The organism is Vibrio sp. 1402, assembly GCF_033340275.1.
Genome location: NZ_JAWOWE010000002.1, coordinates 451,425 through 465,447 on the forward strand (window position 1 = coordinate 451,425; position 14,023 = coordinate 465,447).

The following is a 14,023-nucleotide window of genomic DNA, read 5'->3' on the forward strand; positions in this document are numbered from 1 at the left end:
TAAAAAAGAAGCTTGCGAATCTTGTGGATTGGCGGTATTGATGAAGGATTGACAATTAATTATCACGATAATATGGATATTTTGAATTTCGAGGCATTTATTATTGCCATTACGATTTTAACGTTAACGCCAGGTTTAGATACTGCACTTGTTATCCGTAACACTAGCCGCTCGGGCCTAAAAGATGGATGTACAACCAGTCTAGGGATTTGCTTTGGCTTATTCGTACATGCTTTTTTTTCTGCGGTTGGTATCTCGGCGATTCTTGCGCAATCAGCAGAGTTGTTCCAAATCGTAAAAATGATTGGCGCGGCTTATCTTATCTGGCTTGGTTTGAGCAGTTTAAAAGCGCTAATGTCGTCGAAAGATGGATTGACCGTGACCGAGCAGATTCACGAAGTGTTTAATGGTAAGCGCTCTTTTAGAGAGGGCTTTCTTTCTAACGTCTTGAACCCGAAAACGGCGGTCTTCTATTTGGCTTTCTTGCCACAGTTTGTGAATCCAGAAGGTTCACCCTTGCTTCAATCAATGATGATGGCATCTGTACACTTTGCTATTGCGATGGTTTGGCAGTGTGGTTTAGCTGGCGCGCTTAACTCGGCTAAAAATCTACTAAAGAATGCAAGCTTTATGAAGTGGATGGAAGGCGCGACGGGCGCAGTATTAGTCGCACTTGGTGTGAAGTTATTGATTGAAAAACCCGTTTAATGCGTAATATTTATCGATTGTTGGTACTACTCGCTGTATTTATTGTGGGGGTAGGTGCCGCTGTTGCTTGGCATACGTGGCCACAAGTACAGTTTGCGCAACGCGGCATGATCTGGTCTTGGCACTGGGGCTACTTCGAGCCTTTTGCTAATGGAATACAACAAACGCGAACTCAAGACACTAAACAGTTATTGCTCAGGCGTGTGTATTTGCATGACGCTATTGTCGTTTTTGTTTCGACAACTATGGACAATAAATTTGAGGTCGACGTTGTAAAAGAGCAAACCTGTGAACCTAAAACGACGACTTGGGCTTCGGTCTCTGTCAATCATCAACGTGTCAGGCATGTACCTATGGTGTGCGATGCGTTTGGGCAAGGCTACTTTTATCGCTACATCGGGAAACATCTGGAATCGATTGAGGTTGGTGTCGGCGACTCGTTTGTAACAGAAGCATTTTTAGACTGGCCGCTATCAGAGTTGAAAGCGGATCAATTCAAGCAAAAAAATGCGAAGTTTTTTGAAGAACGTGGAGAAAACGTTGAGCATCAATGGTTGAGAGATTAACCATTTAACCGAAGATAAATAAAGCCCGCTAAATAATAGCGGGCTTTGTGTTTTTACCATTTCTAATGTGTTTTGCTCTCTGTGACTGACAGTTTATGACCGCAAACCTGCCGTTTCACTAAGCTTTCACTGCTTCAACTTCACCTGATTGCGATGTTGAGCTAAAGAACAGTTTGGTTTCTGCCAGTACGACGTGACGCAGTGCGATCAAACCAATTAGGTTAGGAATTGCCATCAGACCGTTTACGATATCAGCCAGTAGCCAAATCATATCGAGGTGAAGGAATGCACCAGATGCCACCAAGCCAACGAAAATCAGTTTGTATGGAAGCACAGCTTTAGTTCCGAACAGGAACACAACGCAACGCTCACCGTAGTAGTTCCAACCAAGAATGGTGGTAAAAGCGAAGAACATCAAACCGATTGAGACGAGCATAGGACCAAATGTATCTGCATTTAAACCCACCGCAAAAGCATGAGTCGTCATCGCGGCACCTGCAAAGTCACTTTGCCATGCACCGGTCAGGATTAGAGCAAGGCCTGTCATGGTACAAATAATGATGGTATCGAAAAAGGTACCCGTCATTGAAATTAGGCCTTGTTTAACACAAGAGTCTGTCTTCGCTGCTGCTGCTGCCATAGGCGCGCTACCCAAACCTGATTCATTTGAGAACACACCGCGAGCGATACCTGATTGGATTGCCAACATGATGCTTGCACCTAGAAAACCACCAGTCGCTGCTGTTGATGTAAAGGCTGAAACCAGCACTAATTCAACGGCATTGAACAATTGGTCTGCATTCATGATGATCACGCTTAAACACGCCAACACATAAAATACAGCCATGGTAGGAACCACTTTTCCTGCAACGTTAGCAATGGATTTGATGCCACCCAAAGTTACGAAAGCAACCAAAAGAGTTAGTACAAAGGCAGATAGCTCACGGTTAACACCAAGAGATATCTCACTTGCATCCAGAATCGCGTTTACTTGTGGAAACGTACCGATACCAAAACAAGCAACACCCAAAGCAAACACTGCAAACATGATCGCGAGAGCTTTTGAGCCAACACCGTATTGCAAGTAATACATTGGGCCACCAATCATTTGGCCTTTATCATCGACTCTTCGGTACTTAACCGCCAACAAACATTCGGCGTATTTAGTCGCCATTCCGAAAAGGGCAGCGAGCCACATCCAGAATAGAGCGCCTGGTCCACCGAGTTTGATTGCTGTGGCAACACCAACAATGTTACCAGTACCAATTGTTGCTGAGAGTGCAGTACAAAGAGCTGCAAAGCTAGAAACGTCACCTTGAGTATTAGATGACTTATCTTTACTGAATACCATCGCTAGCGCTGTTGGGAGGTGTTTAAACTGGATCAAGCCAAGGCTAAAAGTGAAGTAAACACCTGTACCCACTAGCAAAATAAGCAGCGGTGGACCCCAGACAAAATTATCGATGGTTTGTAGTAAAGATTGTAGGTTGTTCATGATTTCCCCTTAATAAAACAACTAATAAGGAGAAGAGGGAAAGGACGAGATCAACGATCTCTAAAAGAACTAAGCTATTGGTTGTAGGCGGGAAGGCCAAGCAAAATAGTTAGGTTGTAACTTTCCACTCCTCTGTCCTTTTGCCTGAGAGTTTCACCTTGCGTGAGTGCAAGACTTGCTCCTTCGGCGACCGATTTAACGGTTCTCTCCAGAGGTTCCTCCAACTACAGTCCCCGCTACCTAGGTAGCACCTGAAATAGTTAATTCTTCGGCGAGTTATGCTAATCAAATGTTAAAATTTGATTAATAACCACTCTCCTGCAGTCTTCATCGGAACAATTACTCAATTAAATGAGTAAAGGTTAGTTAATGATGCTGGTCATCATTAACGTGTGAACTCTATCATGTTTTTGGTCTATTTCAACACCCTATGTCAATTTATTTTTAATGAAATAACCTCATCAATTTTCATGAAGGTATGTTTGCCAATCTTTTTGTGCGAGTCACGGCATAAATAAAATTTATTGGGTTAGGGAATGGAACCCCAAAACACTTCAGAACGATAAATGTGTTTCGATTGTTACGACATAAGTTATTCAATTAAGGACACAAAATTGATTAAAATCGGAGCACTTATTTTAAAATCTACGCTAAGTTGACCTTATGGTACGTATAAATGGGTTACAATGAACCTTTGTGAAACAGTCTACGGACCTAGGCAGTTTTTCATGAGTGGACAAGGAGGCGGTATGACCAGATTATTAGCCATTGCGGTGTTGATTGCAGTAGCATTTGTGCTGTTTCGTTATCGAACCAATGAAAAAGTCCAAAAAGCGACCGTTATAACATTAATTGGCGCATTTCTGATTTATACAGCATCAATTATGTTTGCGGAATTGATCCGCTAGCAAAGTAAAAGAGTCCTTGGAGTAGTATACGGTGAGTTCTCAGAACAAAATGGAAGAGCAAGACGACGTAGTTGTCATTGAAGAGCGTGACAAACGTACGCATATCTATATCGCAATCGCTGCGGTGTTAGGCTTGGCATTTGGTGGCCTTGTTGGAGCGGTTGTCACTGCGAACAAGTGGGAATCGACTTACCACGTATTAGAAGAAAAGTATCAAGCACTAACGCAAGATAAAACCCAGTTGGCATCTCAAGTAAAAGTGCGTGAAGAGGCGCTTGACCAAGAGATACAAAACCAAGTTAGTGAGTTACTCGCCGCGAAAGATGAAGCTCATCAGAAAGCACTTAAGAAGTTGCAAAAGCAATTGACTGAGGTCGAGAAGGTTAACTTGTCACTAGAGTCTCAATTGAAGCAGCAGGCAGATAAGATCAACACGACGAAGTCAGAAAATGAGAAGTTGAGTCGTCAAGCGGATATGCAAGCGACTATGTTTGAGCGGTCCCGCGAAGTATTCCAGAAAGAGCTAAAAATTTCGCAAGAATTAGAGTCTCTCGAGAAAGAACGGTCGAAATTATTACCTAAGATTGAGAAACTCAAGAAAGAGTGTGACGTATTTTTAGAAGGCAAATCTTGGGACGTGAAGTCGGACGCGTGTGATAAACATGACGAAGCTAATTCACGACTAAGTCAGGTCGATCAAATGATTGAAGTCTATAAAATGGACCTCAAACAAATCAAAGCAATAACGGAAGATATCGGCCTTTAAGTCTTTTGTATCCGATTTTTGAAAAGCAAAAGGAGCTCTTTAAGAGCTCCTTTTTCGTTGTTAGCTATGACTTTAAGGCTGCTCGTATATTAGATTCGTGAGGCGTCATAGCCTGAGGCGAGCAGGAGCTCTCGTTCGTGTTTAATCAGCTGAGCTCGATCTTCAATTAGTTCATTGAGTGCTTGAGATGGCTTACCTGCTAATGCTTTGAACGAAGCAAAAGATTCCGCGGTGTCGATTTTATCAATCATCTGACTGATGACATTACGAGCCTCACACGGGTTACTCGTCGTTGTAAAGTATTCTACTTGCTTTGCTGCCGATTTCATCTCAGTTAATAGCTCAAGCGGGCTACTTTCTTTGGCTACTGCCATGTAGTTATCCAGCACGCGCTTTGCATAAAGCAGTTCTTTGAGGGGGATATCTCTTCCGCTCTCGATTAGGGATTCGCTAAGGATCATACTTGAGCTCATGGGCATTCCTTCTTATTACTACGCCGCTTTTAATGTTTCCTTGAGTCTAATTTATTGAAGTCACATTGGGAATGGGTAAAAAGCATTTTTAACGCATTTTTATTCATTTATGAAAACACGAATGCGATGCTTATCTGGATCGATAGCCATAAAATTTAACCCATACACTGATGTCGCTGGTGGTTGAACAAACTCAACACCTAGGTCTTTCCAGCGCTTGTAAATGCGCTCTAACGTATGCCTGTTGGGCACTGATAAAGACAGCTCGGTGCCACCACCTCTAATTCCGCTGTGGGGCGAAAGATTATCTCTTTGCTTGAGTGTCAACGTTAAGCCTTCGGTCAGTGGAATAGCGGCGAAGGTTGGAGACAACAGCGTGACTTTGCGTTCGAACAGTTTCGAATAAAAAACTTGGCTTATGTGGATGTCCTCAACGTAGAGAACGAATGAATTGATAGTCAGCATGGTTTGTTCCTTAATCAATTAGAAATAGTAGGGGCAATCTAACGGAAAGGAACGACAGGAGTTGTCAGTAGAACATTCTCGAAGGTAAGTGACAGAATAAGAAAAAGGAGCCGTTTAGCTCCTTTTTATCAGCGGAATCATTGGTATTAATGAGTGTGTTTGGAAGAATACCAGTTGTTTTGATACGCTTTAGATGCAAATAATGCGTTTGCTTTTGCACGCTCGATAATAGACTCGTCCACCTCTAGCGGCTTCATGGTTTGGTCTTTAAAGTCGTACGTCAGGGTCGATACCTTTTCACCAGGGGAAAGCACAACGAGATTGTCGCGCGTTAAATAACCAAAGTTTTTGTCGTATTGCATCATTGCGCGCTCATCTTCGCGAGCTAGTGGCTTCGTTAAATCACGACCAATCATCGGTGTTTTAGCATCTACCCCAATTAGAGATAACAGTGTAGGCGGCATGTCGATGTTGTTTGCTATGCGGTCATCTTTACGTGGTTGAATGCCTTTACCAAGGATCAATGCTGGAATGTGAAAGTGCTTAACCGGAACAAGGTTAGCGCCAGAAACACGTGCATCATGATCTGCAATTACAATGAAAATGGTATCATCCCAATAAGATGACTTTTTCGCCTTTTCAAAGAAAGTGCCCAAAGCGTAATCGGAATATTTTACGGCGTTGTTACGCGTCATATGTTCTGAATCGTATGGCTCAATTTTGCCTTTCGGATACTCATAAGGGCTATGATTACTTGACGTAAAAACTAAGCTAAAGAAAGGTTTGTCGCTTTTTGAAAGGCGTTCAAACTCTTCGTTTGCTTTGTTATATAGATCTTCATCACTAACACCCCAAGAGCCAACAAAGCTTGGGTTGTTATAATCATCTTCTTCTACTATTTGATCAAAACCGTTACCAAAGAAGAAAGTTTTCATGTTGTCAAAGTTGGCTTCACCGCCGTAAATAAATTGCGTGTGATAGCCTTGAGCTTTCAGTAAGTCCGCGATGGTAAAGAAACCCGTTTGGCTTTTACTCAGCTTCACTACCGCGCGAGAGGGAGATGGAGGAAAGCCCGTGGTTACGGCTTCAATTCCACGAACAGAACGAGTACCAGTGGCGTACATTTGTGTGAACTGCCAACCTTCCTTCATGAGTTCATCAAGGTTTGGTGTTAGAGGCAAACCACCCAAAGCACCGACAAATTGGGCGCCTAAGCTTTCTTGTAGCAAAATCACTAAGTTTTTATGTTTACCCTGGTAAGTCGCGGGGTTACTGTTCATGGTTGGGAGTAATGAAGGGGTGAAGTCGGACTTTGTTGATGAAGTGCGAACTAATTCCAACATCTTTTGAGTGTCCATTTTTCCGTAGAACTGCTCCGCGCTCTTTTCTGACTTCATGCTATTAACCGCAAACAACAATGAGTAAGATGAGTTCAGTGCTAAGTCGTTAAGCAGTGGATCGTTAGAAAAGGCGACCATAGCAGGATTTAGCGGGCGGTGACCTAAAGATGAGCGAGCACCTGCAACCCCAAAAAGAACAACGAAAAGTGCCAATAGTGGTCGCCATTTCCAGTTGACCTGCTGCGCCTTATCGGTCAGTTTCTTACTCCACTTCCAACCTAAAGTGATGGTTAAAACTGTACCTAACGCACCAATAAACAGTTCTAATTTGTAGCCAGTCCAGAGCATACTCAAGACTTCTTTTGGGTAGATTAAGTATTCCACAAACAGGCGGTTTGGACGTAGGTCGTATTCCTGAATGAATGGCGCTGTTGCGAGCTCCATGTATACAAGCACCCAAAGCCCTAAAACCATCCATATGCGTAATATTCGCTTCCAACACTCTCCCATCTTACCGGTTAATGGCATGAAGGTTGAAAACAGTGCTGGAAGAATAAATAACCAGCAAAGCGTTGCAATATCTACGCGCAAACCTTGACCTAGGATATAAATTAAGTCGTTTAGAGAGTCAATACGGTCAATCTGCCAAAAAGCTAGCAAAACTCTTGAGATAGACAGAAATAGAAGCGAAAACAAAGAAAAGGCAGCAATTGGCTGCAAAGGCCCCCACACAGAGCTCTTTGATAAGTTTTTCATATTTATTCGAATAGTTTAATTGTTATGTTGTGTTGTTTTTAGCAAAGCAAGCGTGAAATAAACGTGAATTATAATGTGGGTTTATGGTCGAGTAGTGTAAGTGTTGGTATGTCTATGTAAGGGGGAGGGGCGTTTGTGTAAAAAAGAGCCAGTTGATAACACCAACTGGCTCTAGAGGTTGATAAAGGCATGATTACATTGCGGCTTTCTTCGCTTCTTCGACCCATGCGTCGAACTTTTTCTGGTTCGCTTTGATCCAGCCATTTACATGAGACTCGATGTCCGCTGAGCTGTTCTTACCTTGGCTCATCATCATATTCTGAGCACTAACATCATTGATATTTAGTTTGATGATTTCAAACAGCTTTGCAGCAGCAGGGTTGTTTTCTGTAAACTCTTTATTGGCAACGATGCGCATAGAGTTCATCTCGAAGCCGTAGTTCTTACCGTTCTCTAGTGTTGTATCAATGTCCTTACGCTCACCAGGAAGTGAAGAGAATGGCACTTCTAACCACACAACATCTTTCCCCGGAACTAAAACGCCACTTACCCAGTACGGTGTCCAAGTGTAGTAAAGAATCGGATCGCCTTTTTTGTAACGTGAGATTGTATCAGCGATAATCGCCGCGTAGTTACCTTGGTTGTGTGTTACTGTGTCACGAAGTTTGAAAGCATCCAACTGATGCTCAACAACCATTTCACAACCCCAACCTGGGTTACAACCAGTTAAGTCCGCTTTGCCATCGCCGTTTGCATCGAATAGCTTCGCCAATTTTGGATCTTTTAACTGACCAATGTTAGTGATGTTATATTTTTCCGCGGTTTTCTTATCGATCAAATAACCTTGCGCAGCACCACTTACGTATTGGCCTTTACGGAAGAACTTATCATCACCGCCAGACATCGTGTACTTATCGGCGTGAAGAGGGAACCAACCAACCGCTAAGAAAGTAGCATCACCTTTAGCAATAGAGGTGTAGCCTACGTTGTAGTCCACTTCTTTGGTCGGTTTAACATCGTAACCAAGCTCTTCAAGTGCGCGGTTTACGATCAACGTTTGAAATGTTTCTTCTGCAACGGTTGATTGAACAGGCTGAACAGTGACACCTTCACCCGGTAGTTCACTTGCCACACCATAAGTTGAAAATGCGATAGTACTTAGAGCTCCAACAGAGAGCGCTTTCTTCCATGAATTATTCATTGATGTTTCTCCTAAGTTTTAGATCGTCTTGGTTCGTCTTTGTTTTCAGTTTTAATAGGTATGAAACAGGACCTGTGTGATACCAGCGAAGTTTAGTGTTGCCCGCATTAACCCCTAACACCTGGGTGATACGGTCTAACAAAATCGCAAGAATAACGATGCCTAAGCCACCAACGGCAGCAAGACCCATATCAAGTCGGCCAATACCACGAAGCACCATTTGGCCTAAGCCGCCAACAGCAATCATTGAAGCAATCACTACCATAGAAAGTGACAGCATTAAGGTTTGGTTTACACCTGCCATGATAGTTGGTAACGCCAACGGTAACTGGATGCGATAAAGCATCTGTTTTTTGTTTGCCCCGAAAGAGTGGCCAGCTTCGATAAGCTCTTCAGGTACTTGCTGAATACCCAAAATAGTCAGGCGCACAACGGGAGGCAGGGCGAAAATGATCGTTACTACTACGCCAGGAACGTTACCAATACCAAACAACATAACAATTGGCACAAGGTAAACGAACGCGGGAGTCGTTTGCATTGCATCTAATATTGGCCTAACAAATTTGGCAGCGGTTTGGCTCCTTGCCAACCATATCCCCATTGGTAGCCCTATAAGCAAACAGAAGAAAACGGCGGTTAACACCAGAGCTAGCGTTGTCATCGCTTGTGACCACGCACCAATTAGGCCGATGAAAACAAGGGATACAAGAGTAGAAAAACCAAGTTTTACATTGGAAAACTGCCACGCTAGCAAAAATAAAATGAGTACCATTATAGGCGCAGGTGTAGACACCAAAGCAGTTTCAAACGACGTTAGAATAAAGTCGATTGGAACTCGTATTGCTTGGAAAACAGGTCGACCATGTTCCACCAGCCAGTTCAAACCGGATTCTACCCAGCTATCGAGGGGTAAAACCGCATCTTGGAATGGGTTCATAATATCGAATGGCTCTTGCTCTACAGTTTCTGAGTTGAGCCAATCATTACTTGGCGCGGCCTCTGTACCTTGCGACCAAGGATCATCTTGCGCAGGAGCAGTATTTGACCAGGGATCATTGTTAGTTTGCTCTGAAGACATCGTGTTAATCCTTATCTAGTGTTTGTAGAAGACGTGATTTAGTCACGACACCAAAGTAAGTTCCTTTCTCATCTACGACAGGCACGGCATAAGGAACACCAGCAACCAGACCCAAAATGTCATTAATTGACTGATCAGGCTGAAGAGTAACTTCATCCGGTAATTGAGCACTGGCTAACGAACGGTTTTCTTTATGAGCCAAACGTAGTGAATCAAGGGATACGATGCCGGAATATCGGCTAGATTTATCGACGACAATGCCGTAATCACGGTCGTGATCCATCAGAATCTGCATCGCAGAGCCTGGACCGTCATTTTCCGATTTCTTAAAAACAGCCGCTGGCTTCTTGCGCGCGATATCTTTTGCTGTCAAGACACTTGCGATGTTTACGCCGCGGAAAAAGGCTTCGACATAATCATTTGCTGGACTGTGTAATATTTCATCAGGTGTACCAACCTGAACAACCTCACCGTTTTGCATGATGGCGATACGGTCGCCAATGCGCATTGCTTCATCCAAATCATGAGAAATGAAGACAATTGTGCGTTTGTCATCGTTCTGTAGACGAATAAGCTCATCTTGCATCTCAGAACGGATCAATGGGTCTAAAGCGGAAAACGCCTCGTCCATTAATAGGATGTCAGGGTCACAGGCTAACGCTCTCGCTAAACCAACGCGCTGTTTCATACCACCGGATAATTCGTCAGGGAAAGATTCTGCATAAGGGTCTAAACCCACTCTTTCTAAGGCGGAAAGGGCACTTTTCTGACGCTCATTAACGTCGATGCCGGCAAGTTCTAAACCAAAGGCGGCATTTTCAATCACCGTCATGTGTGGCATGAGTGCGAAACTTTGAAACACCATTGAGATATTGTTACGACGAACTTCTCGAAGTTCATTTTCGGAGATGTGGGCGATATCTCTTCCTTTGAGATAAACACTACCTTTAGTCGGCTCAATGAGCCGGTTAAGAAGTCGAACAAGGGTGGATTTCCCGGAGCCAGAAAGGCCCATGATTACGAAAATTTCCCCTTCATTTATGGTGAGAGATACATCGTTTACGCCGACTGTTAAACCTGTCTGTTCAAAAATACCGTCTTTATCGACGCCTTTGTCGATAAGCGAGAAGGCTCTCTCTGGGTCTTCTCCAAACACTTTATACAGTCCCTTAACTTCCAGTATGGGATCCATGTTATCTGTCCTTTTTCGTGTGTTTATAACTGTTTAACGATTTGTACTCTAATTAATTTTAGTTCAACTTTCAACGAAAGGGGGTTGGTTAACTAGTTCTGCCGTGCATAGAGAATTCGTTGAGCAAGGTATGTTCAATTCTTATTTTTTATATTTAAAACAATTGCTTGTGATGTGTTTTTATCCGCCATAACGTTGCCCTGACGTAGGGTTGAATTTATTTTGAATTTTTTTGTACATTTCAACTCAACTCGCTTGCATAGATATAAGCTGTGATAGCTTAGAACTCTACATATAAAAAGGTTAGAGCTCTAATTTTTGGTTAAGGCTTGGTCCTGTGAAATCGGTTAGGTACTGTTATCCTTAGATTTATTTATTGCTTGATTTCACTCAGGGTGATATTTATCGCTGTAGTTTAGGCAACGTATGGAATAAAAAATGGAAGCCGAACAGTTAGAAGTGCTCAATTTCATTAGCCAGTACCCACCTTTTGATGACCTACCTGAAGAGCAGCTTAGAAAAATTGCTCTCAATGCCGAGGTTGCATACTTTCGGCAAGGAACAAAAATTCTTAACTTCGGAGATACGATCCGCGACTTGTATATGGTGAGAAGTGGGGCGGTAGAGATTTATCGACGTAAAGGTGAACTTTACAACAGGATTGATGCTGGTGGACTGTTTGGTCAGATGGGGTTGTTGATGAACAACCGCGTACGTATGCCAGCCAAAGCGATAGAAGACACTCTCGTTTACTGTATTCCGGAAAACATCTTCAATGAACTTTGTGATGAGTTTGAAAACTTTGCGGACTACATGGAACTGGAAGATAGCGCGCGTTTGCGAAGCGCAATATCTAGCCGCTCCGAAAGCAATGACTTTACCACCGCTAAGGCACGTAAAATCTTAGCAAGAGATCCAGTAACTCTGGAGGCAACGGCTTCAATTCAGGAAGCTGCGATACTAATGGCAGAGGAAAATGTCACCTCTCTGCTCATTATTCGCCCGACAGAGGAGCTCACAGAAGAAGATGATGAACAGCTGCTTGGAATATTGACTGATCGCGATCTTTGCATTCGCGTACTAGCTCAAGGTATTGATACCAATATTCCAGTGAGTGAGGTCATGAGTTATGACGTGGTTTCATTGGATTATAACGCCTATGTGTTTGAGGCCATGTTAACCATGTTGCGTTACAACGTGCATCATTTACCAATTTTAAAAGATAAAAAGCCGATAGGAATTATTGGCATGACGGACATCGTTCGTTACGAATCTCAGAACAGCCTATTGCTAGTGAGCTCTATTTTTCAGCAAACCAGTGTCGAGGATCTCAAGCAGGTTTCTGAACAAGTAAAAGACTGTTTCGTAAGAATGGTCAATGAAGATGCCAACGCGCACATGATTGGTCGAGCCATGTCGGTTATAGGCAGTAGTTTCAAACAACGCCTCGCTGAATTAGCTGAGCAAGAGTTCGGCCCAGCGCCCATTCCTTATTGTTTAGTCGCAATGGGTTCAATGGCGAGGGATGAGCAGCTAATTGTAACGGATCAAGATAACGCCCTTATTCTCGATAACAGTTATGACGTTGAGATTCACGGAGAGTACTTTGAAAAGTTTGCTAAATTTGTTTGTGATGGTTTAGCGGCATGCGGCTATGCTTATTGTACTGGAGACATTATGGCTACCAACCCAGAATGGCGAAAAACTCGTGCAGAATGGGAAGAATGCTTTGGAAACTGGATAGACAATCCAACCCCTGAGAGATTGTTAAATAGTAATATCTTTTTTGATCTCCTCGGTGTGCATGGGCGAGTGAAATGGGCGGAGCAATTAAGCAGCTTTATTGTGAGACGAGCGAAAAGAAATAACCGCTTTCTTGCTTGTATGGCGTATAACGCAATACGTAGGACGCCTCCACTGGGCTTTTTCAAAGACTTTGTGATGGAGAAAGATGGTCGTCATCGCAACTCGATTAACTTGAAGCGAAGGGGGACGGCTCCGTTGGCCGATTTAATACGGGTGCATTCTCTGGCAATCGGTTCGCGATCGCAAAACTCTTTCGACCGTTTAGATGACATTAATGATGCTGGCATTTTACCGAAAGGTCGAGGTTTGGATTTAAGGGATGCGATGGAGCTAATCTACATGGTTCGAATTCGTCACCAAGCCCTTGATATAGAAAATGGAGAAGAGCCAGACAACAATATTGAGCCGGAGAACATGTCTGAATTTGAACGTCGAAACTTAAAAGCAGCATTTCAAATTCTAAGTAACGCTCAGAACTTCATTAAGTTTCGATACCAGAGAAGTAGCAAATAATGTGGTTCTCAAAAAAAGTAGAAAAAGAACAGCCGTTGTTGGATACATCCCAGACGCCAGAGTGGTCAATGTTGTTCAAACAACTAGCTAAAGAAGCGAAAGACGAGAGGCTCAAACGCTACTATTCGACACCGATGGTTAATGGGGAAACACCAATTGAACAAGTGCCATTTGTCTCGGTAGACTTTGAGACAACAGGATTGAACTCGGAAGAGGATGTCATTCTCACGATCGGACTTGTGCCGTTCACTATTGATCGTGTTCAATGTAATGGTTCTGCTCATTGGGTCGTTAACCCAAACAGAGAGTTAAACCACGAGTCTGTCATTATTCACGGTATCACTGACTCTGAGGTTAAAAACGCGCCGCAGCTGTCTCAGATCTTGGGTGAAATATTGGATGCGTTGTCAGGCAAAGTGGTACTTGTTCACTACAAGAACATTGAAAGGCAGTTCTTTAATAACGCCTTGCTAAATAGCATCGGAGAGGGGATACAGTTTCCTGTTGTTGATACGTTAGATATTGAGTATGCGATACAACGCCGTGAATGCAGAGGTTTTATCAATAAGTTGAAAGGCAAGAAACCCGGTTCTGTACGATTAGGGCACGCTCGTGAAAGATATGGCCTCCCTGCTTATCAACCTCACCATGCCCTGACGGATGCGTTAGCAACTGCGGAGCTGTTTCAAGCACAACTGCAGTATCACTTTAATCGAAACATGCCAATATCTTCGGTTTGGCAATAGGCGTTATTTA

The 14,023-nt window shown here is 43.2% G+C and carries 13 protein-coding genes and 1 riboswitch; of the genes, 6 read left to right on the plus strand and 7 right to left on the minus strand.

Features of this window, described 5'->3' with window-relative positions:
* The first annotated feature begins 72 nt into the window (after positions 1-72).
* Complete coding sequence (locus R7044_RS05505) at positions 73-708, plus strand: LysE family translocator (protein ID WP_017820932.1); 636 nt, start codon at positions 73-75, stop codon at positions 706-708.
* Positions 708-1,274, plus strand: a complete 567-nt coding sequence (locus R7044_RS05510; RefSeq protein WP_130546072.1) for a threonine transporter RhtB — start codon at positions 708-710, stop codon at positions 1,272-1,274. Before R7044_RS05505 ends, R7044_RS05510 begins: the two co-directional genes overlap by 1 nt.
* Positions 1,275-1,392: 118 nt before the next feature.
* On the opposite strand, the gene R7044_RS05515 is transcribed toward R7044_RS05510, so the two are convergent.
* Complete coding sequence (locus R7044_RS05515; RefSeq protein ID WP_213896010.1) at positions 1,393-2,769, minus strand: alanine/glycine:cation symporter family protein; 1,377 nt, start codon at positions 2,767-2,769, stop codon at positions 1,393-1,395.
* Between the two features lie 122 nt (positions 2,770-2,891).
* A riboswitch (glycine riboswitch) is annotated at positions 2,892-2,991 on the minus strand.
* Positions 2,992-3,518: 527 nt separating this feature from the next.
* Between R7044_RS05515 and R7044_RS05520 the strand changes: the two genes are divergently transcribed.
* Together R7044_RS05520 and R7044_RS05525 are read left to right on the plus strand one after the other, a co-directional pair.
* Positions 3,519-3,677, plus strand: a complete 159-nt coding sequence (locus tag R7044_RS05520) for a hypothetical protein (protein ID WP_005377784.1) — start codon at positions 3,519-3,521, stop codon at positions 3,675-3,677.
* Positions 3,678-3,708: 31 nt separating this feature from the next.
* Complete coding sequence (locus tag R7044_RS05525; RefSeq protein WP_031780983.1) at positions 3,709-4,443, plus strand: chromosome partitioning protein ParA; 735 nt, start codon at positions 3,709-3,711, stop codon at positions 4,441-4,443.
* A gap of 89 nt (positions 4,444-4,532) precedes the next feature.
* Here the strand turns inward: R7044_RS05525 and R7044_RS05530 are convergent, their stop codons facing one another.
* The 6 genes from R7044_RS05530 to proV form a co-directional block, all read right to left on the minus strand.
* Positions 4,533-4,916 (minus strand): hypothetical protein, encoded by a 384-nt coding sequence (locus tag R7044_RS05530; protein ID WP_005377782.1) that lies wholly within the window; start codon positions 4,914-4,916, stop codon positions 4,533-4,535.
* Positions 4,917-5,015: 99 nt separating this feature from the next.
* Complete coding sequence (locus tag R7044_RS05535) at positions 5,016-5,381, minus strand: VOC family protein (protein ID WP_005385707.1); 366 nt, start codon at positions 5,379-5,381, stop codon at positions 5,016-5,018.
* 146 nt (positions 5,382-5,527) lie between these two features.
* Positions 5,528-7,477: an LTA synthase family protein gene (locus tag R7044_RS05540; protein WP_005385705.1), complete on the minus strand. Its 1,950-nt coding sequence runs from the start codon at positions 7,475-7,477 to the stop codon at positions 5,528-5,530.
* A gap of 193 nt (positions 7,478-7,670) precedes the next feature.
* On the minus strand, positions 7,671-8,678 hold the full coding sequence (proX, locus tag R7044_RS05545) for a glycine betaine/L-proline ABC transporter substrate-binding protein ProX (protein WP_005385703.1): 1,008 nt from the start codon (positions 8,676-8,678) through the stop codon (positions 7,671-7,673).
* On the minus strand, positions 8,671-9,756 hold the full coding sequence (gene proW / locus R7044_RS05550) for a glycine betaine/L-proline ABC transporter permease ProW (protein WP_225455401.1): 1,086 nt from the start codon (positions 9,754-9,756) through the stop codon (positions 8,671-8,673). Before proW ends, proX begins: the two co-directional genes overlap by 8 nt.
* Before the next feature lie 4 nt (positions 9,757-9,760).
* Positions 9,761-10,948 carry a glycine betaine/L-proline ABC transporter ATP-binding protein ProV gene (proV, locus tag R7044_RS05555; protein WP_005377777.1) on the minus strand — a complete coding sequence of 396 codons (1,188 nt, stop codon included), beginning with the start codon at positions 10,946-10,948 and terminating at the stop codon, positions 9,761-9,763.
* Positions 10,949-11,386: 438 nt separating this feature from the next.
* On the opposite strand from proV, the gene R7044_RS05560 reads away from it, so the two are divergent.
* Both R7044_RS05560 and R7044_RS05565 read left to right on the plus strand, forming a co-directional pair.
* Positions 11,387-13,267, plus strand: coding sequence for a DUF294 nucleotidyltransferase-like domain-containing protein (locus tag R7044_RS05560; protein WP_005377775.1), 1,881 nt, complete (start codon positions 11,387-11,389; stop codon positions 13,265-13,267).
* Positions 13,267-14,013 carry a 3'-5' exonuclease gene (locus R7044_RS05565; RefSeq protein WP_017820938.1) on the plus strand — a complete coding sequence of 249 codons (747 nt, stop codon included), beginning with the start codon at positions 13,267-13,269 and terminating at the stop codon, positions 14,011-14,013. Before R7044_RS05560 ends, R7044_RS05565 begins: the two co-directional genes overlap by 1 nt.
* Positions 14,014-14,023: the final 10 nt, after the last annotated feature.